Source organism: Methylosinus sp. KRF6, assembly GCF_018887255.1.
In the GTDB taxonomy this organism is placed as follows: domain Bacteria; phylum Pseudomonadota; class Alphaproteobacteria; order Rhizobiales; family Beijerinckiaceae; genus Methylosinus; species Methylosinus sporium.
On the sequence record NZ_JAHLJF010000001.1, the window covers coordinates 2,456,613 to 2,480,623 of the forward strand.

The 24,011-nt window shown below is 66.6% G+C and carries 22 protein-coding genes; 8 read left to right on the forward strand and 14 right to left on the reverse strand.

The window, feature by feature from the left end:
- Window positions 1–9 precede the first annotated feature (9 nt).
- Window positions 10–3,150 carry an autotransporter domain-containing protein gene (locus KP010_RS11860; RefSeq protein WP_216280909.1) on the forward strand — a complete coding sequence of 1,047 codons (3,141 nt, stop codon included), beginning with the start codon at window positions 10–12 and terminating at the stop codon, window positions 3,148–3,150.
- A gap of 169 nt (window positions 3,151–3,319) precedes the next feature.
- Here the strand turns inward: KP010_RS11860 and purF are convergent, their stop codons facing one another.
- From purF to KP010_RS11905, 9 genes are all read right to left on the reverse strand, one after another.
- The gene (gene purF / locus KP010_RS11865) at window positions 3,320–4,828 is read right to left on the reverse strand and encodes an amidophosphoribosyltransferase (RefSeq protein ID WP_108917492.1); all 1,509 of its coding nucleotides are present in this window, start codon (window positions 4,826–4,828) and stop codon (window positions 3,320–3,322) included.
- An 80-nt stretch (window positions 4,829–4,908) separates the two neighbouring features.
- Window positions 4,909–5,595, reverse strand: a complete 687-nt coding sequence (locus tag KP010_RS11870) for a CvpA family protein (protein WP_142861482.1) — start codon at window positions 5,593–5,595, stop codon at window positions 4,909–4,911.
- 352 nt (window positions 5,596–5,947) lie between these two features.
- The gene (locus KP010_RS11875) at window positions 5,948–6,277 is read right to left on the reverse strand and encodes a hypothetical protein (RefSeq protein WP_244620582.1); all 330 of its coding nucleotides are present in this window, start codon (window positions 6,275–6,277) and stop codon (window positions 5,948–5,950) included.
- 313 nt (window positions 6,278–6,590) lie between these two features.
- Window positions 6,591–8,009 (reverse strand): DNA repair protein RadA, encoded by a 1,419-nt coding sequence (gene radA / locus KP010_RS11880; protein ID WP_108918125.1) that lies wholly within the window; start codon window positions 8,007–8,009, stop codon window positions 6,591–6,593.
- Window positions 8,002–9,222, reverse strand: coding sequence for an MFS transporter (locus KP010_RS11885; RefSeq protein ID WP_246659671.1), 1,221 nt, complete (start codon window positions 9,220–9,222; stop codon window positions 8,002–8,004). Before KP010_RS11885 ends, radA begins: the two co-directional genes overlap by 8 nt.
- Before the next feature lie 133 nt (window positions 9,223–9,355).
- Window positions 9,356–9,715: an integration host factor subunit alpha gene (locus KP010_RS11890; protein WP_370464688.1), complete on the reverse strand. Its 360-nt coding sequence runs from the start codon at window positions 9,713–9,715 to the stop codon at window positions 9,356–9,358.
- Between the two features lie 289 nt (window positions 9,716–10,004).
- A complete protein-coding gene (locus KP010_RS11895; RefSeq protein ID WP_142863146.1) occupies window positions 10,005–10,994 on the reverse strand; it encodes a beta-ketoacyl-ACP synthase III in 990 nt (329 codons plus the stop codon).
- Window positions 10,991–12,040: a phosphate acyltransferase PlsX gene (gene plsX / locus KP010_RS11900; RefSeq protein WP_142863145.1), complete on the reverse strand. Its 1,050-nt coding sequence runs from the start codon at window positions 12,038–12,040 to the stop codon at window positions 10,991–10,993. Before plsX ends, KP010_RS11895 begins: the two co-directional genes overlap by 4 nt.
- A 259-nt stretch (window positions 12,041–12,299) precedes the next feature.
- The gene (locus tag KP010_RS11905) at window positions 12,300–12,941 is read right to left on the reverse strand and encodes a DUF177 domain-containing protein (RefSeq protein ID WP_246659863.1); all 642 of its coding nucleotides are present in this window, start codon (window positions 12,939–12,941) and stop codon (window positions 12,300–12,302) included.
- Between the two features lie 252 nt (window positions 12,942–13,193).
- Here KP010_RS11905 and KP010_RS11910 point away from each other — a divergent pair, with 252 nt between their 5' ends.
- On the forward strand, window positions 13,194–13,649 hold the full coding sequence (locus tag KP010_RS11910) for an outer membrane protein assembly factor BamE (protein ID WP_142863144.1): 456 nt from the start codon (window positions 13,194–13,196) through the stop codon (window positions 13,647–13,649).
- A 370-nt stretch (window positions 13,650–14,019) separates the two neighbouring features.
- Window positions 14,020–14,973, forward strand: a complete 954-nt coding sequence (locus KP010_RS11915; RefSeq protein ID WP_253203609.1) for a transglycosylase SLT domain-containing protein — start codon at window positions 14,020–14,022, stop codon at window positions 14,971–14,973.
- Between the two features lie 58 nt (window positions 14,974–15,031).
- Here the strand turns inward: KP010_RS11915 and KP010_RS11920 are convergent, their stop codons facing one another.
- Window positions 15,032–16,051: an AraC family transcriptional regulator gene (locus KP010_RS11920; protein WP_142863142.1), complete on the reverse strand. Its 1,020-nt coding sequence runs from the start codon at window positions 16,049–16,051 to the stop codon at window positions 15,032–15,034.
- Between the two features lie 138 nt (window positions 16,052–16,189).
- Here KP010_RS11920 and KP010_RS11925 point away from each other — a divergent pair, with 138 nt between their 5' ends.
- Window positions 16,190–17,386 carry a DUF3047 domain-containing protein gene (locus KP010_RS11925; protein WP_142863141.1) on the forward strand — a complete coding sequence of 399 codons (1,197 nt, stop codon included), beginning with the start codon at window positions 16,190–16,192 and terminating at the stop codon, window positions 17,384–17,386.
- On the opposite strand, the gene KP010_RS11930 is transcribed toward KP010_RS11925, so the two are convergent.
- From KP010_RS11930 to uvrC, 4 genes are all read right to left on the reverse strand, one after another.
- The gene (locus KP010_RS11930; protein WP_142863140.1) at window positions 17,387–17,845 is read right to left on the reverse strand and encodes a molybdenum cofactor biosynthesis protein MoaE; all 459 of its coding nucleotides are present in this window, start codon (window positions 17,843–17,845) and stop codon (window positions 17,387–17,389) included. It lies immediately after the preceding gene.
- 52 nt (window positions 17,846–17,897) lie between these two features.
- Window positions 17,898–18,149, reverse strand: coding sequence for a molybdopterin converting factor subunit 1 (moaD, locus tag KP010_RS11935; protein ID WP_024880614.1), 252 nt, complete (start codon window positions 18,147–18,149; stop codon window positions 17,898–17,900).
- Window positions 18,146–18,766 (reverse strand): CDP-diacylglycerol--glycerol-3-phosphate 3-phosphatidyltransferase, encoded by a 621-nt coding sequence (pgsA, locus tag KP010_RS11940; RefSeq protein ID WP_244594734.1) that lies wholly within the window; start codon window positions 18,764–18,766, stop codon window positions 18,146–18,148. The genes moaD and pgsA overlap by 4 nt, the downstream gene beginning before the upstream one ends.
- A 181-nt stretch (window positions 18,767–18,947) precedes the next feature.
- Window positions 18,948–20,918 carry an excinuclease ABC subunit UvrC gene (gene uvrC / locus KP010_RS11945; protein WP_142863139.1) on the reverse strand — a complete coding sequence of 657 codons (1,971 nt, stop codon included), beginning with the start codon at window positions 20,916–20,918 and terminating at the stop codon, window positions 18,948–18,950.
- Window positions 20,919–21,069: 151 nt separating this feature from the next.
- Between uvrC and KP010_RS11950 the strand changes: the two genes are divergently transcribed.
- From KP010_RS11950 to KP010_RS11965, 4 genes are all read left to right on the forward strand, one after another.
- On the forward strand, window positions 21,070–21,573 hold the full coding sequence (locus tag KP010_RS11950) for a GFA family protein (RefSeq protein WP_246659861.1): 504 nt from the start codon (window positions 21,070–21,072) through the stop codon (window positions 21,571–21,573).
- Window positions 21,574–21,680: 107 nt separating this feature from the next.
- Complete coding sequence (locus tag KP010_RS11955) at window positions 21,681–22,859, forward strand: AI-2E family transporter (protein ID WP_142863137.1); 1,179 nt, start codon at window positions 21,681–21,683, stop codon at window positions 22,857–22,859.
- Between the two features lie 165 nt (window positions 22,860–23,024).
- Entirely contained in the window at window positions 23,025–23,243 is a 219-nt protein-coding gene (gene infA / locus KP010_RS11960; protein ID WP_018266249.1) for a translation initiation factor IF-1, read from the forward strand.
- A 27-nt stretch (window positions 23,244–23,270) separates the two neighbouring features.
- The gene (locus tag KP010_RS11965) at window positions 23,271–23,909 is read left to right on the forward strand and encodes a Maf-like protein (protein ID WP_142863136.1); all 639 of its coding nucleotides are present in this window, start codon (window positions 23,271–23,273) and stop codon (window positions 23,907–23,909) included.
- Window positions 23,910–24,011 lie beyond the last annotated feature (102 nt).

Sequence of the window (24,011 nt, forward strand, 5' to 3'; positions counted from 1 at the left end):
ACGACAAAAATGAAGAGACGTCTCTTGGCTTCGGCGGCTTTCGCCGGCGCTTTCGGCATTGCGCCTCATGCCGCCATGGCGCAATCGGCGACCAATATCGCCAACGCCAATCTCCTCTCCGGATTCAGCCTGCTCGGCAACACGCCGGCCGGCGTCACTGTGCTCGATCAAAATCTCGCCACGGCGATCGGCATCAACAATAATTCTTCCGCCGCAGTGCGGGCGCAGGCGATTTCCGACAATACGATCGCCTCGCTCGTCGGCTCGATGCAGAATGGCATGTCGGTGGCGGATGGGCTCGGCTCCAATCTCTTCACGACCTTCGCGACGAAGAATTCCGTGGCGCCGAATTACACGGCGACCACCCTCTCGGCGAATTTCTCCAGCCTCTTCGCCCAGGTCAACACGCTGATCACGGCGGGCGACTCCGCCTTCACCAAGAATTATTTCGCCAATGGCAGCACGGACGGAAATCCGGCGCATCAGGCGGTCGGCGTCTCGCTGCCGGCCGGCGGCCAGTTCAATGTCTATGACAAGGCCTATAATCCGCTGCTCGCCAACGCCAACACCGTGGGCGACAGCCGTCCGGCGCAGGTGGCGCCGACGCAGATTCAGACCTTCGTCGCCAATGACTATTTCGGCGTCTCGACCAATTCCGCCACGGCGATCCTGCCGACGCTCAAGAGCAACGCCTCCTTCCCGAGCGGCCATTCGACCTATGGCTTCACCTCGAGCCTGCTGCTCGCGATCATGGTTCCCGAGCGCTATCAGCAGCTCATCACGCGCGGCGCCGAATTCGGCAACAGCCGCATCGTGCTCGGCGCGCATTATCCGCTCGACGTCATCGGCGCGCGCATCCAGACCTATTATGATCTGGTGCAGATATTGAACGGCAATCCCGATTACGCCAATCGGACCGTGCCGGGCCTGCTCGGCGGAACCATCACCACGACCAGCGATTTCCCGGCGCTCTTTGCCGCCGCGCAGAACGATCTTCGCGCGCTGCTGAGCACATGCTCCGGCGGGATCGCCGCTTGCGCCGCGACCTCGGCGACCGATCGCTTCAGCAATATCGCGACGGACAAGGCCAATTACACCTATTGGCTGACCTATGGCCTCTCGCCGGTCGGCCCCACCAATCTGGCGCCGGTCGTTCCCGTCGGCGCGGAAGTGCTGATCGCCAGCCGCTTTCCCTATCTGACCAAGGACCAGCAGCGCGACGTGCTGGCCACGACGGAGCTCCCCTCCGGCCAGCCGCTCGACGACCCCTCGGGCTATGCGCGGCTCAATCTCTTCGCCGCGGCGGATGGCTATGGCTCCTTCGGCTCGCAAGTCTCGGTGACGATGAATGCGGCGCTCGGCGGCTTCAACGCGAGCGATTCCTGGAACAATGACATTTCCGGCGCGGGCGGCCTCACATTGAACGGAACCGGCCGTCTGAAGCTCACCGGAGCCGACACTTACGCCGGCCCCACCATCGTCAATGGCGGCATGCTGGAAGTCGGCGGCTCCATCGTCTCGGCGAGCATGGTAAATTCGGGCGGAACACTGGCCGGCGCCGGCACGGTCGGCAATGTGACGGTGAATTCGGGCGGAACGCTCGCGCCCGGCGCTGTGGACGCGATCGGGACGCTGACCGTCAAAGGCGCGCTCGCCTTCCAGCCGGGCTCGATCTATTCGGTGCGCGCGACGCCTCTGCTCGCGGATCGGACCAATGTCACGGGGACGGCCGCGCTCAATGGCTCGGTGAATGTTCTCGCCGGCTCCGGCCTCTATCTGCCGAGCACGTCCTACCCGATCCTGAACGCGCAGGGCGGGCTGAGCGGCGCCTTCTCCAGCGTCGGAACCAATCTCGCCTTTCTGACGCCGCGGCTCGGCTATGACGCGAATAATGTCTATCTGAGCTTGAACCGCAATGATCTCGCCTTCGGCGCAGTGGCGGCGAGCGCCAATCAGTTCGCTGTGGCCAATGCGCTGACGGCGGCGAGCAAGGGCCCCTATGGCGCGGCCGGCGCGAGCCTGTTCAACACGCTCTATCTGCAGAGCGCGCAGGGCGCGCAATCGGTGTTCGACACGCTGAGCGGCGCCGGCCTCGCGGGCGCGCAATCGACGGCGATCCATGTCGGCGCGCTGGCGAGCTCGGCGATCGCCGATCAGGCCGCCTTCTGGCGCTCCGCCGAGACCAGCGATGTCACCGGAATCACCTCGCGCGAGAGCGTCGCCGGTGCGCTCAACTATGCGAAGCTCCAATCGCGCAAAGGTCCGATCGCCGTGAAGAGCCCGCCGGTCTTCACCCGCACTTGGCGCGCCTGGGGCTCCTTCTTCGGCGGCGCGGTGGACACCTCGTCCGACGCCGGCCTCGGAGCGCCTTCCGCCAAGGCCAATTACTATGGCGGAATCATCGGTCTCGATTATCAGATCGATCCCGATTGGCTCGTCGGCGTCGCGGCCGGCGGCAGCTCGTCGAATTTTTCGGTCGCGTCGCAGCAGAGCAGCGGCGAGATCACCGCTTTCCACGGCGGCGTCTATACGAGCCGTCTCTTCGGCCGCTCTTATGTCGAATTGAGCGAGACGTTCAGCGTCTTTCAGAATTCGACGACGCGCACGGCCGGCGGCTTCGGCTTTCTGCCCTATGACAAGCTCACGGCGGATTTCTCCTCGCACGAATATCGCACGCGCGGCGAGATTGGCCATGGCTTCGACATCGGCCGCGTGAAGCTGACGCCCTTCGCCGCGGCGGAGGTCGCCTTCTACGAATCCGACGCCTTCACCGAGAAGGGCCTCAATCCGGCGAGCCCGCTGGCGCTGACGAATCGGGGCCAGTCGACGACCTCGCTGCCGACCTTCCTCGGCCTGCGCTTCTCCGACAGCTTCCGCCTCGACAATGGCTGGCGCGTCACGCCCACGGGCAGCGTCGCTTGGGTGCATGAGTTCTTCCCGCAGCGACGCCTCGCCAATACGCTGGTCGCGCTGCCGGGAGCGAGCTTCTCCGTCTTCGGTCCGCGGGAAGCCTATAATCTCGCGCAGATCAAGGCCGGCGCGCAGCTCTATCTCGAGGATCGCCTGGCGCTCGTCGTCGATTTCCAGGGCGAGTTCTCGGATATGACACGCAGCTATGGCGGCAAGGGCGGGCTGAAATACAGCTGGTGAACGATCGGCTGCGCCGCTCCCGACAAAGTCGGGAGCGGCGACTTGCGCGCACAGGCGCATTCGCTCCGAGGATTCGTCATCTCTGAAAAATCAGATCGGCGAAATCGCGCAGATTGCGCGTGACGAGTCGCGCGTTCTTGGTCAGCGCAATTCCGGCGATCCGCGTGACTCAGCTCGCTTCCGCCAGCAGCGACAGCTGCGTGCGCACGCGCTCTTCGGTCACATCGGTGAGCGTCGTCGGATAGTCGCCCGTGAAGCAATGGTCGGTGAACTGCGGCCGCACGGGATCGCGCTTGTCCTCGCCCATGGCGCGGTAGATGCCGTCGATCGAGAGAAAAGCGAGGCTGTCCGAGCCGATATATCGCCGCATCTCCTCGAGCGTATGCGTCGCGGCGAGCAGCTTCTCCTTCTGCGGCGTGTCGATCCCGTAATAATCGGGATTGGTGATCGGCGGCGACGAGATCAGGAAATGCACCTCGCGCGCGCCGGCGTCGCGCATCATCTGCACGATCTTCACCGAAGTGGTGCCGCGCACGATCGAATCGTCGATGAGGATCACGCGCTTGCCGGCGACGACGGAGCGATTGGCGCTGTGCTTGAGGCGCACGCCGATCTCGCGCACGGATTGCGTCGGCTGGATGAAGGTGCGGCCGACATAATGATTGCGGATGATGCCGAGCTCGAAGGGAATGCCCGACTCGCGCGCATAGCCGATGGCCGCCGGCACGCCGGAATCGGGCACCGGCACGACGACATCCGCCTCGATCCTGCGCTCGCGAGCGAGTTCTGCGCCCATCGCCTTGCGCACCTCATAGACCGGCCGGCCATGCACGATGGAGTCGGGGCGCGCGAAATAAATATATTCGAAGATGCAGGGACGCATCTGCTGCGGCGGAAAGGGCTTGACGCTTTCGAGCCCCTCTTCCGAAATGACGACGACCTCGCCATTCTCGACGTCGCGGACGAAGCGCGCGCCGATGATGTCGAGCGCGCAAGTCTCCGAGGCGAGAATATATTTGCCGTCCAGCTCGCCGATCACGAGCGGGCGAATGCCGAGCGGATCGCGCGCGCCGATCAGCTTCTTGTTGGAGAGCACGACGAGCGCATAGGCGCCCTCTATGGAGCGCAGCGCCTCGATGAAGCGCTCCACCAGCCGCGTCTTGCGGCTGCGCGCCACGAGATGGAGAATGACTTCCGTGTCGGAGGTCGATTGGAAGATCGCGCCTTCCTCGATCAGATCGCGGCGAAGCGTGAGCGCATTGGTGAGATTGCCATTGTGGCCAATGGCGAAGCCGCCCGTGTTGAGCTCGGCGAACAGCGGCTGCACATTGCGCAGGATCGTCTCGCCGGTGGTGGCGTAGCGGACATGGCCGATCGCCGAATTGCCGGGCAGGCGCTTGATCGTGCTCTCGTGCGAGAAATGATCGCCGACGAGGCCGAGGCGGCGCTCCGAATTGAAGCGCTTGCCGTCGAAGGCGACGATGCCCGCCGCCTCCTGGCCGCGGTGCTGCAGGGCGTGCAGCCCGAGCGCGGTCAGCACTGTCGCTTCGGGATGGTCGAATATGCCGAAGACGCCGCAATATTCGCGCAGCCGATCGCCGTCGAGATCGTCGTCGCCGGACGTGGCCTCGATGTTCGGCTCTCTCTCTATGTTCGATTCGGCCTCGATGTTCGACATGGAAGGACGCCCGCCGCCGTCCAGGTCGGAACCATTCATGTTTCGCTACTCCACCATTTGCGCCGAAGCGTCCCGAGCGCTCAGCGCGCCTTGTGACCCGAGACGAGGGCGTCGAGTTTCTGTTGTTCGTTCGCGCCATATGTGGCGACGGACGAGCGATTTGTAAGATCGCCGCGCTTTTCGGGCGCAGGCTCGGCGTCGCCTTTGCCGGCGTCGCTGTCGGATTCGGCCGGCGGTTCATCCGCGCCGACGCCGGCCTTTTTGGTCTTGATCTTCGCGACGAGGCCCTCGATGTCGTCGGGCAGATATTCGCGCAGCTTGTCGCCGGAGGCTTGCAGCACCGGCTTGGTGCGGGCGTTCTTGATCCACTCCGGCTGGCTCGCGTCCGGCACCAGCCAAGCGTAGAACACAAAGGCCACGACCGCGAGAAGCAGACCGCGCGCCGCGCCGAAGAGGAAGCCCAAAGTGCGGTCCAGCGCGCCGATCTTGGAGTCGAGGATGACGTCCGAGAGCTTCACGGTGAACAGCGACACCACCACCAGAGTCGCGAAGAAGACGATCGCCGCCGCCGCGAGCAGGGCGATATTGTCCTTCGGGACATAGGGCTTGACGTAAGGCACGACGAGCGGATGCAAATAATAGGCCGCTGCTGCGGCCGCCACCCAGGACAAAATGGCCAGCACTTCGCGCGTGAAGCCGCGCAGCAGCGCGAGCAGGCCCGAGACCAGCACCACTATGGTGACGGCGAGATCGAGATAGGACGGCATTGCAAGGCCTCTCGTGTTTCGTCTTCTTCAGAGCCGATCCGATCGGATCGGAAAGGCTCTCGCTTGTCGCTCGGAGCGAATGTCGATCGCTCTGACGTCGAATCCCTCGGGTCGCGCGCGGCGCTCGAGCGGACCTTACACGAGGCGCCGCCGAAGCTCGACGCCGGCGCGTTCGCCGTCGCCGTCGGAATCTCGAGGCGGAGTATAAGGGAGCGGCCGAAATTCGTCACGTCCCGGCGTGGGCGGCGCCGTTTGTCCACAAGCGGCCGCGCGCGCGAGGCCTACAAACCCCGCGATTGCGGCATTTGCGAGAAGCGCGGCGGGCGAAGCGGGGCGACCGCCGCAACGGCGCTCAGGCGGCTCGGCGAATCTCGCCCAGAGTGGAGGCGGCGATCATCAGCGCCATGCCGTGCAGGCGGGCCTCGTCGCGGCCCTGCCAGCGGCGCAGAATCACGCGGAAGAGCTCGTCCATCACCGTCTCGTCTATGGCTTCGAGCGAGCGCTCTTCTATGTTTGCGCGGCGGGCGAGCAGCACGAGATCGTTGCGAGCGTCGCGCGCTAGCAGCGGCTCACCCTCGAGCAGGCTGCGCCACATGCGGCAATGCTGCCGTCCGAGCGCATCCCACATCTGTCGACGACCGCGAAACCAGGCCTCGTAGACGCTGAATATTCGGTCCGCCACTAGTGGTTCACTCCAACGGGCGATTTCTCTGCTCGTCTCCGCAAATTCCCGAGATTGCATCGTCTGGCCTCGTGGAAACCTGTAAAACGCGTGATTCGTTGAATGAAATCATTATTGCCCATGGTTAATTTTCTGCAACCATCCGAGCCGGACGCTGCACCGTTTATTCTGCCTCTACGTCGTCATTCCTGTGGTGAATGTTGAGGGCGCCAAGCAAAAATGCGTATTCATCCGGGCTATGACTACGTGTTCTTTGTTCGACGAGAGAGCGCTTCGGCGCGGCGCGAGCGGCCAGAACGCGGCTCGCGGCGAGTCAATCGCGCCGCGGCGCGCGGCCCCGCTCGCGCCCGCCGACCGAATCTTTCGCAATGTCGGCGACCAGCGAGGCGACATGGCCGCAATGCGACAAAGCGACTCCCGACATTTTGTCGTCTTCGTTCGTCTGCTGGGCCTGCGGCAGCACGGCGCGGCGAAAGCCGAGCTTGCCGGCCTCCTTCAGCCGCGCGCCGGCGTGGATCACGGGGCGGACCGAGCCCGAGAGCGCGATCTCGCCGAAAAACAGCAGCTCGGCGGGCAGGGTCGCGCCGGTCAGCGAGGAGACCAGCGCCGCCGCCGCGGCAAGATCGGCGGCCGGCTCGTCCGCGCGCAGGCCTCCGGCGACATTGAGATAGACGTCGTGCATTCCGAGCTTGAGCCCGGCATGGGCTTCGAGCACGGCGAGAATCATCGACAGTCGATTCGAATCGAAGCCGACGACGGCGCGTCGCGGCGTGCCGAGCGAGCTGGGCGCGACCAGCGCCTGAATCTCCACCAGCATGGGGCGCTGGCCCTCCATGCCGGCGAGCACGGCGGCGCCCGGCGCGGCGGCGTCGCGGCCGGCGAGAAATAGGGCGGAGGGATTGGCGACCTCGGCGAGGCCGGCGCCGGTCATCTCGAAGACGCCGATCTCGCCGGTCGCGCCGAAACGATTCTTCGAGGCGCGCAACATGCGGAAATGATGCGCGCTGTCGCCCTCGAAGGAGAGCACGGCGTCGACCATATGCTCGACGACGCGCGGGCCGGCGACCTGGCCGTCCTTGGTCACATGGCCGACGAGAATCACCGTCGATCCGCTGAGCTTGGCGTGGCGCAGCAGCGCCTGGGCGCTGGCGCGCACCTGAGTCACCGTGCCGGGCGCCGATTCGGCGGCCTCCGTATGCATCGTCTGTATGGAGTCGATGACGATCAGCGCCGCGCGCTTGCCGCTGGCGCAGGTGGCGAGAATATCCTCCACCTGCGTCGCCCCGGCGAGCTCGACCGGGGCGTCGGAAAGGCCGAGCCGCTCGGCGCGCAGCCGCACCTGGGCCGCAGCCTCCTCGCCCGAAATATAGATGACGCGCTCGCCGCGCCGCGCCAGCGCCGCGCAGGCCTGGATCAGCAGCGTCGATTTGCCGATGCCCGGCTCGCCGCCGAGCAGCGCCACCGAGCCCGGTACGAAGCCGCCGCCGGTCACGCGGTCGAATTCTTCAATTCCGGTGGCGATGCGTGGGGCAGGGCGCGCGTCGCCGGCCAGCGCCTCGAGCGCGAAAGGCCGGCCGCGCCCGACGCGCGCCGTCGGACCGAAGCCGCCGCCGGCGCCGCCATTCTCCTCGACGATCGTGTTCCACTCGTTGCAGGATTCGCAACGGCCCTGCCAGCGGTTCGTCACCGCCCCGCAGCTCTGGCAGACGAAGCTCTGGCGGGCTTTAGCCATGGCGAGCTTCGCCCTCTCCCGACATGGCCGGCAGAAGCGCCAGCGGCGCCAGAGCGGCTGCAGCGGCGCAGCCATAGGCGAAGCCTTGGCCGCTCGCCTCGGCCAGCGCGCCGAAGGCGACATTGCCGGCGATCACCGCCACCGCGTTGGCGAGGCCGAAAACGCCGAAGCCGGTGGCGCGCAAATGCGCCGGCGCGGCGCGGGCGACCAGAGCCGAGAAGGCCACTTGCGCCAGCGCTATATGCAGGCCCCAGAGCGCGATCCCGACGAAGACGAAAGAAAGCTCCTGCGACGCCGCGAGCGCTGCCTCGGAGATCGCCAGCGTCACGCTCGCGGCGACGAGCAGACGGCGCTCGCTCCAGCGATCGACGAGCTTGCCGGCCGGATAGGCGGCGAGCATTGCGACGAAGGACATCGCCACCAGCGTCAGCGGCGCGAAGGCGATGCGCAAGCCGGCGCCCGTCGCCCGCAGCACCAGAAAGGCTTCGCCCACGCGGGCGGCGGCGAGCAGCGCGCCGAAGGCGAGCAGCAGCCAGAAGGCGCACGGCAGCTCGGAAAATCCGGCGAGCAGCGCTTTGCGCCCCGTGGCGGGCGGGCGCGTCTCCTCCGGCTCGTGAACGAAAATCGCGAGAACCAGTACGCAGATCAGCGCCGGCAGGCAGGCGATCCAGAAGACGAAGCGCGTGTCGTCATGCGTCGCCAGCATCAATCCGATCGCCGCCAGCGGGCCGATCACGGCGCCGACCGTGTCGAGCGTCTGGCGCAGGCCATAGGCGGCGCCGCGCTGCTCCGGCGTGGTGACGTCGGCGATCAGCGCGTCGCGCGGCGCCCCGCGCAATCCCTTGCCCACACGGTCGAGAACGCGCGCCGCGATCACCTCCGCCGCGCCGCCGGCGAGCGGAAAGATCGGCTTGGTCGCCGCGGCGAGGGCATAGCCGAACAGCGCCAGCCCCTTGCGCCGGCCGATCATGTCGGAGACGCGGCCGGAGACGACTTTCACGGCGAGCGCCGTCGCTTCCGCCGCGCCTTCGATCCAGCCGATCTCGGCGATGGCGACGCCGAGCGTTCCGGCGAGATAGACCGGCAGCAGCGCATGGATCATCTCGGAGGAGAAATCCATGAACAGCGAGGTCACGCCCAACGCCCAGACGGCGGAGGGCATGGACGCGGCCGCGCGAATCGTCGTCGCGGAGGCGGGGGCTCGCTCGCTCATGCGCGCTTGTATGTCGCCGATCATCGCCTCGGCAAGCGAAAGCGAAAAGCGCTCGGATTTTTCGAACGGACGCCTTCGATCGATCAGGCCGCGCTCCGAGGCGCGCTTTCAGCGCGTCGGGTGGACCAGCGCTCTAATCTTCGATCGCGCGTTGTCCGTTGATGCGCGCGCGCAGCACATTGGACGCCTTGAACATCACGACGCGGCGCGCGGTGATCGGCGCCGAGGCGCCGGTCTTGGGATTGCGGCCGACGCGCTCGCCCTTGGAGCGAATGTGAAAGGAGCCGAAAGAGGAGAGCTTGACGTCGTCGCCGGAAACGATGGCGTTGAAAATTTCCGACAGCACGGCTTCCACGAACTCGCCCGACTCGGCGCGGGAGAGGCCGATGCGGCGATGGACGGCGTCGGCGAGATCGGCGCGCGTCACCGTGTGATGCGCCGGAGCGGTCGACGTCGTGGAGGTCGAATTCGTGGAGGTCGAATTCGTGGAAATGGCGCGCTCGTCGCGGGAAAGGTCTTCGACTGCCGGCGGGGCTTTTTCTGAAACATTTTGTGACATGATCGGCCTTATCGATTCAAAACGAAAACTAACATCGTCGAGTTCGACTTCTTTTTCTGGTCTGTGACAACTCTCGCGGGAGAAGGGTTCGTCGCAAAGCATCGCGACGGGCCATAGCGGGCCCTCATCGCGAGGCGCGAAAAACTCAATTTGATTATTTTTCAGAAACTACGGCGAAAATCAAGCGCAGGTTGCAGTTTCAGGACCGGGATTTCGTGGCGCCTCACCAGCGGATGAGCGCCGACCCCCAGGTGAATCCGCCGCCTACCGCCTCGAGCATCACGAGATCGTCACGTTCGATGCGGCCGTCGTCGCGCGCGACCGACAGAGCGAGGGGGATGGAGGCCGCAGAAGTATTGCCGTGCAAATGCACTGTGGCGACGACTTTTTCCGGCGCTATGCCGAGCTTTGCGGCCGACATGTCGATGATGCGGCGATTGGCCTGATGCGGCACGAACCAGGAGAGATCGGCCGCCGTGAAGCCGGTCGCCGCAAAGGCGTCCGTCACGACATCCGTCACCATGCCGACGGCGAAGCGGAACACTTCCTTGCCTTCCATGCGCAAATGGCCCACCGTGCCGGTGGAGGAGGGGCCGCCGTCGACATGCAATTTGGCGCGATGGCGTCCGTCCGAGCGCAAATGCGTCGTCAATATGCCGCGCTCGGCGAGCGAGCCTTCGCTCTCGCGCGCCTCCAGCACCATGGCGCCGGCGCCGTCGCCGAACAGCACGCAGGTGGTGCGGTCGTTCCAGTCGAGAATGCGCGAGAAAGTCTCCGCGCCGATGATCAGCGCGCGCTTGTGCGAGCCGGAGCGCAGAAATTTCTCCGCCGTCGCCAGAGCGAAGACGAAACCCGAGCACACGGCCTGAAGATCGAAGGCGGCGCCGCGCGTCATGCCGAGCGCGGCCTGAATCTGCGTCGCCGTCGAGGGGAAAGTATAATCGGGCGTGGACGTTCCGACGATGACGAGATCGATGTCCTCCGGCCCGAGGCCGGCGTCGGCGAGGGCGGCGCGCGCGGCCTTCTCCCCCAGCATGGAGGTGGTCTCGCCGGGCGCGGCGATGTGGCGCTCCTTTATGCCGGTGCGCTGGGTGATCCATTCGTCGCTGGTGTCGACAGTGGCGGCGAGCTCCTCATTGGTGAGGATGCGGCTCGGCAGATAGCTGCCGAGACCGACGACGACAGAGCGCAGAGGGCGCGGAGAAAGAGTCACTGAGCGGCTTCCTGGTCGTCGCGGCGGCTCGAGGCCAGCATGTCGCGGATCTTGGAGAGCAGGCCTTGATGCGCCATCTCATAGCCGATCTCGACCGCGCGGGCGAAGGCCAGCGCGTCGGCGCCGCCATGGCTCTTGATGACGATCCCCTCGAGGCCGAGAAACACGCCGCCGTTGATGTTGCGAACGTCGATCTTGTCGCGCAGCTCGCGAAAGGCGCCGCGCGCCAGCAGATAGCCGATCTTGGCGAGCCAGCTGCGGCCGATCGCCTCGCGCAGATAATTGGTGATCTGAGTCGCTGTGCCTTCGGCGGTCTTCAGCGCGATATTGCCGGAGAAGCCTTCCACCACCACCACGTCGACGACGCCCTTGCCGATCTCGTCGCCCTCGACGAAGCCGTGATAGTCGAGATCGGGAAGGTCCGCCTCCCGGAGCAGGCGAGAGGCCGTCTTGACCTCCTCGACGCCCTTTATCTCCTCGACGCCGACATTGAGCAGGCCGACGCTCGGCCGCTCCATGTCGAAGAGCGAGCGCGCCATCGCCGCGCCCATGACGGCGAGATCGACGAGATGGCGGGCGTCCGCGCCGATGGAGGCGCCGACGTCGAGCACGATGGAATAGCCGCGCGCCGTCGGCGCCGGCCACAGGCAGGCCAGCGCCGGCCGCTCGATCTTGGCCATTGTGCGCAGGCAGACCTTGGCCATGGCCATCAGCGCGCCGGTGTTGCCGGCCGAGACGGCGACATCGGCCTCGTTCTTCTTCACCGCCTCGATCGCCTGCCACATGGAGGAGACGCGGCGCCCGGAGCGCAGCGCCTGGCTCGGCTTGTCGTCCATGCGCACGGCGACGTCGCAATGGCGGACGGTCGCGACGCGGGCGAGGCGCGGATGCGCGGCGAGCTCGACGCGAATCGACGCCTCGTCGCCGAACAGCAGGAAGCTGCTGTCGGGGTGACGATCGTGAGCGATAGCGGCGCCGGCGATGGTGATCTTCGGACCATGATCGCCGCCCATGGCGTCCAACGCTATGCGAATGGGCTGCGCCATTCTGCCTCGTCTCCCGACATTGTTTACGAATGACGTACGAATGACGATCCGCGCGGCCCGTATTGTTCCGCCCCACGGGGCCGCCGGTCGCGCGAAAGATGCGGCGAAGCGGAGCGGCCAGGCGCCCGCTCGTTTCTCGGTTCCGCGCGATCGCTCGTCGCGGACCGAACTCGCCGCCGGCCCAAGGCGCCAGCCGCTGACGAATTGCCATTTGCGCCGCTCCAGCGCAAGAGCAATTCCTGCCGGAGCTTTCGCTTCCCTACTTCCGGCGTCGCTTGCCGGAGTCTTCGCCGAGCGCGTCGCGCAGGCGAGCGAAAGGCGAGACTTTCGCCGGCGCCTCCTCTGGCGGCTCGGTCTCGTCGGGCAGGGCGAAGCGCGCGCCCGGCTTGCGCGGATAGGGGTCGAGCGCCAGCGCCAGAAATTCCGCGACAATGGCGCCGAGATCGATTCGGCCGTCGACCAGCGGGTCCGGCGCATCCGCGTCGAGATCGGCGATATGGCGGCTCGCTCGCGGCTCCTCCTTCTGCTCGACGGGCTCCGCCTCGCGCCGGCGCCGAGACATGCGCTCCGCCGGGGGCGAGGCGGTCGGCGTCGGCTCGGGCGCGAAGGAGACGTCGATCGGCTCGACGATGCGGGCGTCGAATTCTTCCAGCGTCACCACGCAGGTCTGGCGCACATCGGCGGCGAGCTCGCCCTCGACGCGCAATCCGCCGCGGCCCGCCCGCGTCACTTTCAGCTTCGCCTCGAGGCGATTCAGCGCTGCGAGATCATCCATCTCGGCGAGCGCCGCGCGTTCGGCGGCGTCGGCGGCGATGGTCAGCTCGAGCCCGTCCTCGGGGACGTCGACGGCGGCGAGCGGACGCGCGAAAGGGTTTTCGGGCAATTGCAGATCGTCGCTCATTCGCCGCTCCTCGACTCTTTTCGACGTCGCCGCTTCGGCCGGCCACGGTGAAATATAGATGGGCGCCGCGCCCATTGGGGGAAGCTTCGCCATTTTCCGGCCATTGATACGGTCGAAGACGCGCCGACGCCAGCCTCCGGGTCGCGCCGGAGGCGTCGCCGCTTGCTTTCGCGCCAGCCGAGAGTTAGGCAAACGCTTCGAACATTGTCGCGATAGAGGTCGGCCTCATGGAGGCCCAGCGCGGAGAGAAACATGGGGTTTTCGCTCGTCGTCGTTTCGCGGCAGGCCCGCTGCCTCGCCGCTCTCGCTCTGCTCGCGGCGCCGCTCGGCGGGTGCCTCGGCTATGACGGCGTCATCAACCGCGGCGCCATCATCGAGGAGCGCAAGGTCGCGCAGGTGAAGGTGGGAATGCCGGCCCCGCAGGTTCTCGCTCTTCTCGGCACGCCCTCGACGACATCGACGATCGGCGGCGACGCCTGGTACTATGTGAGCCAGCGCATCCAGCGCGAGCTCGCCTTCCTGCCGCCCGAGGTCGCCGACCAGCACATTCTCGCGGTCTATTTCGACAAGACGAAAAAGGTCCAGCGCATCGCCGACTATGGGCTGAAGGACGGCAAGGTCGTCGACTTCCTCAGCCGCACCACGCCCACGGCCGGGGCCGAGTTCAATTTCATCCGCAATATGCTGGCGAAGCTGACCAGCTTCTGAGGATTCGAGAAAAATCCGAGCTTTTTCAATCGGAAGCATGGCTGTGTCGATTTGGCGCAAATGTGGCGGCCGAATCGGCCGACCAGCTTCGTACGTAGCCGATCGCTTCATTTTTAAAGGCTTGTGGGAAATACGGAGCGCCGGCCGAATGTGACGCGCGCGTGACGCGCGCAGTCGATTTTTCGCCCCTCGCGGTTGCTAGCCTCTGTCTCGTCCAAACAACAGCGAGGAATGAAACAGAGTGTCTTTCGAAGCGATAGCTCCTGCCGTTCGCGGCGAAGCGTCGGCGCCGAAATGGTCGCGCTTTCTGCCCGTGTTCGACCGCGCAGACGCGGACCGCCCCCTCGCGGGGGCCGACGGATCCGTTCACATGCTCCTTCGCGCTTTCGCCATAGCGACGGCTCTCGCCTTCGCTCTGGTGGCCGCGTTGCTCTCTATGCCGGATGGCTGGGGCCGGTTCAGATTGTCGGAGGCGTCGCGAGCCGGCGCGCGGAGCCGCCCGGCGCCGCCCTTGTTCTTTCTGACCAATCGCGGCCTCACCGATCAGCCTCTCGACGCCGACGCCGCCGAGGCGATAGGCGAGGCGGTGAAGGCTTGGTCCGGCTCCGCCGACGCCGAAGCCGACAAAAACGTGGCCGGCGCCGCTCCGATGGTGCTGCAGTTCGGCCCTGTGCGCGTCGCCCGCGCCATTGTCGAGCACGTCGTGCAGGCCGCCCGCACCACGGGATCCGATCCTGCCCTGCTGATGGCGATCGCCGACAAGGAGTCGAGCTTCGCGCCGAAGGCCAAGGCCAGCACCTCCTCGGCGAGCGGATTGTTCCAGTTCATCGATTCGACGTGGCTGAAGGCTGTGCGCATGTTCGGCCGCAGCCATGGCCAGGAGGCGGCGGCGCAGGCGATCGGCGGCGACTATCGCGTCGCGCCGCAGAAGCGCTCCGAAATCCTCGCCATGCGCAATGATCCGTATCTCTCCGCCGTGTTCGCGGCCGAGATGCTGAAGCATGACGGCGAGCGCATCGCCGAGCGCATCGGCCGTCCGCTGACGGCGGGCGAGACCTATCTGATCCACTTCCTGGGGCCGGACGACGCCGCCCGCTTCATGGCGAAGGTGGAGGAGGCGCCGAACACGCCGGCCGCCAAGCTGCTTCCGCGGCCCGCCCGCGCCAATAAGCCCATCTTCTTCGCCCGCGAAGGCAAGAAGATGAAGCCGAAGTCGGTCGGCGAGGTGCACGAGGCCTTCGAGACGATGATGGGCAAGCGCTCCGATCGCTACAAAGGCGTGGAGCGGCAGCTCCCAGCCGCGGCGCTCGCCTATACGGAGTGAGCTTCGTTCGAAGAAAATGAGAAAGGCGGCCTCGCGGGCCGCCTTTTTCGTCTCTGGTCTATCGCTCCGCGGCTCGCGCCAATTCCCGCCAGCGGCTGGGCGCGAGGCCGCTCCATTGCTCGAAGGCGCGGGTGAAATGCGCCGGATCGCTATAGCCGAGCTGCGCGGCGATCTCGGTGATCGAGAGCTCCGGCCGGCGCAGCAGGCCAATCGCGCGGCGCTGGAGCGTGTCGCGCAGGAGATCGGCGTAGCTCAGTCCGAGATCGCCGAGCCGTCGTTGCAGCGTGCGCTTCGACAGTCCGGCCCGCCGCACGACGGTCTCGAGCGTGGGGCGGCCGCCGAGCAGCTCCAGCTCGATCAGCACGGCGATCCTGCCGGGAAGATCGTCCGGCGCCGGAATGTCGAAGATGCGGGCGATTTCCTCGGCGCCCAGTCCATCGCCTTCGCCCAGTCGCGGATTGACGGCCATCAACAGCCGCTGATCGAAGACGATCGAGCCCGGGCCGTCGCAGAGCACGATGTCGGCGCCCATCTGCTCGCCGATCGATCGTCGCGCGCTCGTCGGCAGTCCGCCGAACATCACACGGCGCGGCAGCCAGCGCGCGCCGGCGAAATGCCGCACGAGGGCGATCATATACCAGACGGCCAGCATCTCGTTCTGCGGCCGGCCTTCCGTCGCGGGGTCGTCCAGCTCATAGGACCAGATCGCCTCCTCGCCCTGTCGCCGCAGGACCAGCCGCGTCGCGCTCTGCAGCATATGCGGCAGGCTGGCTCCGGCGCGATGGATGGCCTCGAGCAGCGTCGGCGCCCGTGTCACCCATTTGCCATAGACGCCGAGGCCGGCGATCGACGTCCGGCGGCCGAGGCGGGCGGCGAAGGCTTCGTCGGCCAGCTCGCGGGAGGCGGCGGCGAGCAGGCGAAAATGATCGCGCAGCGGCAGCAGCGTGTCCGGCGATTCGAGCAGGCCGAGCGGCAGCTCCGCGCGGCGAAACGCGCGCTCGATCGAGCCGCCGGCGCCGCCGACGACCTCGGCGATCGGCCCCAGCGTGCTCGCGCGTGTGTAGCCCGTTTGTCGCATCTGCCCTCTCGCGCCATCGTCCGGCGTTTTCGGCATGTCCTGGCAAGCGCCGCCAGCGGCCCGACGATAGCATCCCCTATCGGCTCACAAAGGCCGATCCATCGGGGGATTTGCCCGAGTTCGGGGAGGATTTTGGATATGTGCCTCTATTGTCTCGCGCGCGCCTCGGCCGCATTGTCTCGGCGCGACATGTTGCGGATGGGCGCGCTCGGCGCCGCGGCTCTGCCTTTCGTCGCCTCGCCCGCGACGGCCGAGAGCGCCGATCTCGTGCGCGACGATTTCAAACGCGATATGGAGGCGCTGATCGCGCGCGCCCGGTCGGGCGCGCTCGTCTCCTATCGCCTGTTCGAGATCGATGGCGACGATCTGCCGTGGATCGATCTCGGCCTCGCGGCGTCGAAGGGCCAGCAGGTCAGCTTTCTCGTCGCCGGGCGCATGTGGATCGCTCGGCCCTATGACCTCTGGTTCAAGCCGGGCCTCGTCTTCCATGCGCGCACGCGCGGCAAAAGGCCGATCTACAGCCCGGGCGTCGACACCGGCACGATGATCGCCGCCCACGACGGCCCGCTGGAGATCGCGCGGTCCGCCGCGCAATTCGCCGACGCCGACGGCAGGCTGTGGACGCCCGAGATGGAGTATCGCAAGCAGGAGGTGAAGATCGTCGGCGTCGCGCTGGTCTGGAAGGGCGAGGCGCTCTCCGGCCTCGAGAGCCTCGCCGCGGCGGGGGACGTGAATGGTCTCGTCGCGGCGGAGATCGCGCGGCTGAAAGCCGGCCGCAAATTGCCGGAGGGCTGGAACGATCTCTTCAGCCTCGGCGGCGGCGCCGAGGCGTTCGGGCGCGAGGCGAATGGCGAGATCGTCTGCGAGAGCGCCGGCTCCGCCTCCATCATCGAGCGTCCGCTGCCGCTCGCCTTCGCCACGCGGCCCAAGCTCGGCTGGCGCTGGAAGATCGACCAGCTTCCTTCGGCGAAGCCGGAGGATGTCGCGCCTTTCCACGATTATCTCTCGATCGGCGTGAAATTCGAGGACGGTCAGGACCTCACTTATTTCTGGAGCGCCGGCCTGCCGACCGGAAAAGTCTTCCGCTGTCCGCTCGCCGGCTGGAGCGCGGTCGAGACTCATATGGTCGTCGATTCGGGCGCCGCGGGGCTCGGCGAGTGGCGGGCGCTGGAGCGCGACGTCGCCGCCGATTACGCCGCCCATATCGGCGGGCCGGCCAAGGCGATCAGCCATATTTGGCTGCTGGCGATCACGCCCTTCCAGCGTCGTCGCGGCGCCTGCCGCTACGCCGACATTCGCGTCGCGACGGCGGATGGGGCGGTGACGAGGCTCTAGCTATTTGTTCCAGCGTTCGGCGGCGGCGTCGTCCTTGGCCTTGGCCTCGACCCAGTCGCCGACGCTGCCGTCGGCGCGATGCTCCTTCTTCCAGAAGGGGGCGCGCGTCTTCAGATAATCCATCAGAAATTCCGCCGCGGCGAAGGCCTCGCCGCGATGGCGCGCGGCCGTGACGACGAGCACGATTCTCTCGCCCGGCAGAATGCGCCCGTGGCGATGGATGACAGTGAGCGCCGATAGCGGCCAGCGGGCGAGCGCCTCCTCGGCGACGCGGGCGATCTCCGCCTCGGCCATGCCGGGATAATGCTCGAGCTCCAGCGCCGAGAGCGCGCCGTCCTCGTCGCGGCAGAGGCCGGTGAAGGAGACGATCGCACCAATGTCGCGGCGGCCCTCCTCGATCAGCGCGGCCTCATGGGCCGGATCGAAGGGGGCGGATTGGATGCGGATGGTGGGGGTCATGGAAGTGTGGGGTTCGATGCGAGCATGAAGGCTCGCTCTTGTCCGTCGCGCCTCACCCTCCGGTCATCGGCGGGAAAAAGGCGATCTCCCGCGCTCCGGCGATGGGCGTCTCATGGCGCACATGGGCCTTGTCGATCGCCGTGCGAATGACGGCGGCGTTCTCGAAAGCCAGAGCATAGGCTTCGTCGCGCGACTTCAGCCAGGCGATCAGCTCGCCGACCGTCGCCACCTCCGGGGGAGGGGAGAGCTCCTCCTCCGCGCGGCCGATGCGCTCGCGCACCCAGGCGAAATAGAGGGCCTTCATCGCGCCTCATCCGTTCCGAAATGCGCCCAGCCGGCTCTCATATAGTCATAGCCGGTATAGAGCGTCAGCAGCGCGGCGATCCACAGCAGCACGCTGCCGATATTGACCGTGCCGGGCAGCACCAGCTCGCCGGCGCGGCCGGCGATGAAGAAGCCGAGCGCGAAGAGCTGTAGCGTCGTCTTCCATTTGGCGATGGCGCTGACCGGCAGCGGCACTTTCAGCTCGGCGAGATATTCGCGCAGGCCGGAGACCAGAATCTCGCGGCACAGGATGATGAGCGCCGCCCATATTGTGACGCCGGCGATGGTCTGATCGGCGACCACCATCAGCAGAGTGGCGGCGACGAGCAGCTTGTCGGCGATGGGGTCGAGCATGGCGCCGAGCGTCGATTGCTGCGCCCAGGCGCGGGCGAGATAGCCATCGAAGAAATCGGTGATGCCGGCGGCGGTGAAGACGCCGAGCGCCGTCCAGCGCATCCAATGCTCGTCCGGCCATTGCAGGAGGCCCGCGACGACCGGCACGGCGACGAGCCGGCCATAGGTCAGAATATTGGGCAGGGAGAGCGCGCGCCCGCGGCGCGGCGGAATGGCCGTCGATGTCATGCCGCGAAGGAACATGCCCAGCGCCTCTCTTGTCAATAGAAGAGACGGGCGCCTCGACGGCGCCGCGCTCCTCCGCCGCCGGTCCGATCTCCCGCGCAACAGCGGGAAGCTTCGGCAAAACCGGCATTTTGCCGCTCGAGGCGCGCCGGCGGGAACGTCGCCGAGCCGCGCACAAATTTTAGCCGCTGGCCGCCGATCAGCCGCCGCGCTGGAAATGGTCGAAGACGAGCCGCGCCGTCGCCTTGTTCACGCCCGGCACATTCTCGAGGTCGCAGAGCGCGGCGCCGGCCACCGCCTTGGCGGTGCCGAAGGCGAGCAGCAGCGCCCTTTTGCGCGCCGGCCCTACTCCCGCGATCTCGTCCAGCGGGTTCTTGGCGAATTCCTTCTTGCGCCGCGCGCGATGCGTGCCGATGGCGAAGCGATGCGCCTCGTCGCGCAGGCGCTGGACGAAATAGAGCGCCGGATCATGCGGCGGCAGGCGGAAAGGCTCGCGCCCCTCGACGAAAAACATCTCGCGGCCGGCGTTGCGATCGGCGCCCTTGGCGATGGAGGCGATGGTCACGCCCTCGAGGCCGATCTCCGCCGCCACGGCGCGCGCGGCGTCGAATTGCCCGCGGCCGCCGTCGATGATGACGAGATCGGGCTTCGACGGAAAAGCGTCCGGCGCTTCCTCCTCGGGCTTTTCGGCGTCCTTCGCGATTCGGGCGAAGCGGCGCGCCAGCACCTCGCGCATCATGGCGTAATCGTCGCCGGGCGTGATCTCGGCGCTCTTTATGTTGAAGGTTCGGTAATGCGTCTTCATGAAGCCCGTCGGCCCGGCGACGATCATCGCGCCGATCGCCTGTTGGCCGCCCGTATGGGAATTGTCATAGACCTCGACGCGGCGCGGAGGCTTCTCCATGCCGAACATCTCGCCGAGCGCGATGAGCAGCTTCTCCTGGCTGGCGTCCTCGGTGAGCTTGCGCGTCAGCGTCTGCTTGGCGTTGGTCTGCGCATGCTCGACCAGCTCGCGCTTCTCTCCGCGCTGCGGCGTCGCGATCTCCACCTTGCGGCCGAGCTTGTCCGACAGCGCTTCCGTCAATAGCTCGCGATCCTCGATCACATGTGAGAGCAGCACCAGAGGCGCCGGCGGATGCTCGCCATAAAATTGCGCGAGGAAGGAGCCGAGCACTTCTTCTTCCGAAAGGCTCTGATCGGCGCGCGGGAAATAGGCGCGGTCGCCCCAATTCTGAAAAGCGCGAAAGAAAAACGCCTCGATGCAGAAGCGCCCCGCCTCTTTGGCGATGGCGAAGACGTCCGCCTCCTCGACGCTGTGCGGATTGACGCCTTGCGTGCCTTGGATCAGCGACAGCGCGGAGATGCGGTCGCGCAGCCGCGCGGCGCGCTCGAATTCCAGGCGCTCAGCCGCCGCGGTCATCTCCATGGCGAGCTGCTCGCGCACGGAGCGGCTCTTACCGGTGAGGAAGTCATGCGCCTCCTGCACCAGCACGGAATAATCCGCGATCGAGATTTCGCCCGTGCAGGGGCCGGCGCAGCGCTTGATCTGATAGAGCAGGCAGGGCCGGGTGCGGTTCTCGTAAAACGAATCGGTGCAGGAGCGCAGCAGAAACGCCCGTTGCAGCGCATTGAGCGCACGCCCCACCGCGCCGGCGTTGGCGAAGGGGCCGAAATAATCGCCCTTGCGCGAGCGAGCGCCGCGATGCTTGGCGATTTGCGGCGCATCATGATCGCGCGCGATGAGAATATAGGGAAAGCTCTTGTCGTCGCGCATCAGCACGTTGAAGCGCGGCTTCATCTGCTTGATGAGATTGGTCTCGAGCAGCAGAGCCTCGGTCTCGGTCTCGACCGAGATGAACATCATCGAGGCGGTCGCCGAGATCATGCGCGCGATGCGGTTCACATGGCCGGCGAGGCGCGTGTAGCTGGCTATGCGCTTGCGGACATTCTTGGCCTTGCCGACATAGAGAACCTCGCCATTCTCGGCGATCATGCGATAGACGCCCGGCCCATTGGGCGCGTTCTTCCAATAGGATTTGATGACCGACACGCCGCGCTTGACGCTCTCCGGCGTATCGGCCGCGAGTTCGGGCGGAGCGGCGCCGTCGGCCTCTTCCGTGAGGTCTTCTTCCTCATCGAGGGTTTCGGGAAGGTCGGGCGTATCGCTCATGCGGCGAGATTTATGCCCGGCGCGCGCGAATGGGAAGAGTGGGCGAGGGGTCGTGGGGCGTGGGGCGTGGGCTTCGGCGCGTTGGGGCCGGGATGACGTTCTCCCGTCGCGTAGTAGAATGCGGTCGCTTTTCATACAGGGGGTTTCGATCGTGCCTACTTCATCCCGGTCCTTTTCCTGCGCCTGCGGGCGCGTCCGCTGCGAGGTCGTCGGCGAGCCGATCGTCTGCGCCGTCTGCTATTGCTCCGATTGCCAGGAGGGTGGCCGCAGGATCGAAGCCCTTCCCCATGCGCATCGCCTGCGCGATCCCGACGGCGGCACGCCCTATCTCACCTTTCGCGACGACCGCTTTCGCTGCGTCGCCGGCGAGGACCAGCTCGAGGACCACAGGCTGAAGGCCAATTCGCCGACGCGAAGGGTCGTCGCCCGATGCTGCAACACGGGCATGTTCCTGAAATTCGAACCGGGCTTCTGGGTCTCGACCTATCGGCTGCGCTATGACGGCGATCTGCCGCCGATCGAAATGCGCACGAAGATCGAGCGCCGACGCTCGGAACTGCCGCTGCCGCAGGATGCGCCGAGCTATCGCGGCTTTCCGCTGCGGCTCATCGGCCGGCTGATCGGGGCGCGGCTCGCCATGGCTTTCGGGCGATAGGACGGAAACGCGGCCGCGGGCGTGAAACCTTTTGCGATCCGCGCTATGTTGTCGCGGGGGAGGCGCGTCGGCGGCCGAGGCGCGACAAAAGATCGGGGAAAACTCGGGTGATCGAGGACCAGCGCGAAGCGTCCGGCCGCAGGCGGCTGAACGCGACACTCATCGATTTGATCATAAGGCTCGGCGCGCTCGGCGCTCTGGCCTATTGGTCCTTCCTGCTGGTGAGGCCCTTCGTCACCATCGTGACCTGGAGCGCGATTCTCGCCGTGGCGCTCTATCCCGTGTTCGAGTGGACGGCGGTCCGGCTCGGCGGGCGGCGCCGGCTGGCGGCGACCATCATCACATTTCTCGGCCTGCTCTTCGTCATCGGGCCGGCGACCTGGCTCGGCCTCGGGGTCGTCGACGGCTTGCGCGTCCTCTCCGAGCGCATAGACGCCGGCGGCGTCTGGGTGCCGCCGCCGCCCGAGGCGCTGCGCAGCTGGCCCTTCGTCGGCGAATCGGCCTACGAATTCTGGGAGCTCGCCTCCACCAATCTGCGCAGCGCGCTCGCCCAGGCGCTGCCGCAGCTCAAGCCCTATGGCGAGATCGCGCTCGACGCGACCAAGAACGCCGGCGCCGGCGTCTTCAAATTCCTGATTTCGGTGATCATCGCCGGCTTCCTGTTCGCGCCCGGGCCGGCGCTGGTGCGCGCCATAAAGACGGCGGTGACGCGAATCGATTCGAAGCGCGCCGAGCATTTCGTGGAGCTCGCGGGCTCGACGATCCGCACGGTCTCGCGCGGCGTCATCGGCGTGTCGCTGCTGCAGGCGGCGATCGGCGGGCTCGGCTTGCAGCTCGCCGGCGCGCCCGGCGCCAGCCTGCTGACCTTGTGCATTCTGGTGCTGGCGATTGTCCAGATCGGGCCGCTGCTCGTCGTGGTGCCCTCGATTCTCTGGGCCTGGACCGAGATGCGCACGCTGCCGGCGCTGCTCTTCACCTGCTGCATGTTGACGGTGACGCTGGTCGACAATGTGCTGAAGCCCATCGTCATCGCGCGCGGGCTCACGACGCCCTTGCTCGTCATCATCGTCGGCGTCATCGGCGGCGTGTTGGTGCATGGAATCATCGGCCTCTTCGTCGGTCCGGTGGTGCTGGCCGTCGCCTGGGAGCTGCTGAGCGCCTGGGCGGGGGAGGGCAAGAGCGGCGTCCTCGTCGCGACGCCGGAGGCGGACGCTCCCGAGCCGACCGCTCCCGAGCCGCGCGCGCTCGAGCCGCCCGCGGCGACCGCCTCCGCGCCCGAGCGCTGAACGGCGCGACAGGGCGAAAGGCGAGGTTCACAAATCGGCCGTACTCGATTAGGGTCCGGCGCGGATTTGCGCGTCCCGGCTTCGATCCCATATTGATGAGCGCCCGCTTCGCAAGCGGGCCTTTCGCTATCCGAGGTCCGCTACGGCCTCTGAAGAAGGAACCACATGGCCAAGGAAGAACTGTTGGAGTTTCCCGGAGTCGTCACCGAGCTGCTGCCCAGCGCGATGTTTCGGGTCAAGCTCGAGAACGAGCACGAGATCATCGCCCATACGGCCGGAAAGATGCGCAAGAACCGCATCCGCGTGCTCACCGGGGACAAGGTTCTCGTGGAGATGACGCCCTATGACCTCACCAAAGGGCGGATTACCTATCGTTTCAAATAATTTCGATTTATAGCGGAGCCGATCGTCTTGACGTCCCACCCGACCGATACGCGGCCCAAGCTAGCGCTGGCCTCCGCCTCGCCGCGCAGGCTCGAGCTGCTCCAGCAGATCGGCCTCGACGTCGATGCGCTGCTGCCGACCGACATAGACGAGACTCCGCAGCGCAACGAGCTGCCGCGCAGCCTCGCCCAGCGTCTTTCCAGCGAGAAGGCCGCGGCGGCCGTGAAGATCATGGCCTATCAGCCTCGGCTCGAGGGGAGCTATGTGCTCGCCGCCGACACTGTGGTGGCGGTCGGCCGGAGAATTCTGCCCAAATGCGAGGACATAGAGCAGGCCGAGGATTGCCTGCGCCTGCTCTCGGGCCGCCAGCATAGGGTTTTTACCGGCGTCACGCTGATCACCCCGCGAGGGGCCGAGCGCCGCCGCCTGGTCGAATCGCGGCTGCGCTTCAAGCGCCTCGGCGCGACCGAGATCGACGCCTATCTCGCCTCCGGCGAATGGCGCGGCAAGGCGGGCGGCTATGCGATTCAGGGGCTCGCGGGCGCTTTCGCGGTGCGGCTCATCGGCTCTTATTCGGGCGTCGTCGGCCTGCCGCTCTATGAGACCGCGGCGCTGCTGGCCGGCGAGGGCTATCCGGTGCTGACGCCCTGGTTCGAGGGGGCGTGAACGGGACCATGAATTCGTTGGATATTACGGCCGTGGCTTGCTAGTTTGGTCTTCGATGTGGTTCGGGACGTCTCCAGTGGCGAAAAGCAAGATCATCGATGC

What these genes read in the sequence shown, in the direction of transcription:
- KP010_RS11910 (WP_142863144.1), top strand. Translation starts at nt 13,194, where the DNA reads ATGGGGTTTTCGCTCGTCGTCGTTTCGCGGCAGGCCCGCTGCCTCGCC.
- KP010_RS11930 (WP_142863140.1), bottom strand. Translation starts at nt 17,845, where the DNA reads ATGACCCCCACCATCCGCATCCAATCCGCCCCCTTCGATCCGGCCCAT.
- moaD (WP_024880614.1), bottom strand. Translation starts at nt 18,149, where the DNA reads ATGAAGGCCCTCTATTTCGCCTGGGTGCGCGAGCGCATCGGCCGCGCG.
- uvrC (WP_142863139.1), bottom strand. Translation starts at nt 20,918, where the DNA reads ATGAGCGATACGCCCGACCTTCCCGAAACCCTCGATGAGGAAGAAGAC.
- KP010_RS11925 (WP_142863141.1), top strand. Translation starts at nt 16,190, where the DNA reads ATGTGCCTCTATTGTCTCGCGCGCGCCTCGGCCGCATTGTCTCGGCGC.
- KP010_RS11885 (WP_246659671.1), bottom strand. Translation starts at nt 9,222, where the DNA reads ATGAGCGAGCGAGCCCCCGCCTCCGCGACGACGATTCGCGCGGCCGCG.
- infA (WP_018266249.1), top strand. Translation starts at nt 23,025, where the DNA reads ATGGCCAAGGAAGAACTGTTGGAGTTTCCCGGAGTCGTCACCGAGCTG.
- KP010_RS11915 (WP_253203609.1), top strand. Translation starts at nt 14,020, where the DNA reads ATGCTCCTTCGCGCTTTCGCCATAGCGACGGCTCTCGCCTTCGCTCTG.
- radA (WP_108918125.1), bottom strand. Translation starts at nt 8,009, where the DNA reads ATGGCTAAAGCCCGCCAGAGCTTCGTCTGCCAGAGCTGCGGGGCGGTG.
- pgsA (WP_244594734.1), bottom strand. Translation starts at nt 18,766, where the DNA reads ATGTTCCTTCGCGGCATGACATCGACGGCCATTCCGCCGCGCCGCGGG.
- KP010_RS11920 (WP_142863142.1), bottom strand. Translation starts at nt 16,051, where the DNA reads ATGCGACAAACGGGCTACACACGCGCGAGCACGCTGGGGCCGATCGCC.
- purF (WP_108917492.1), bottom strand. Translation starts at nt 4,828, where the DNA reads ATGTCGAACATCGAGGCCGAATCGAACATAGAGAGAGAGCCGAACATC.
- KP010_RS11905 (WP_246659863.1), bottom strand. Translation starts at nt 12,941, where the DNA reads ATGAGCGACGATCTGCAATTGCCCGAAAACCCTTTCGCGCGTCCGCTC.
- KP010_RS11860 (WP_216280909.1), top strand. Translation starts at nt 10, where the DNA reads ATGAAGAGACGTCTCTTGGCTTCGGCGGCTTTCGCCGGCGCTTTCGGC.
- plsX (WP_142863145.1), bottom strand. Translation starts at nt 12,040, where the DNA reads ATGGCGCAGCCCATTCGCATAGCGTTGGACGCCATGGGCGGCGATCAT.
- KP010_RS11870 (WP_142861482.1), bottom strand. Translation starts at nt 5,595, where the DNA reads ATGCCGTCCTATCTCGATCTCGCCGTCACCATAGTGGTGCTGGTCTCG.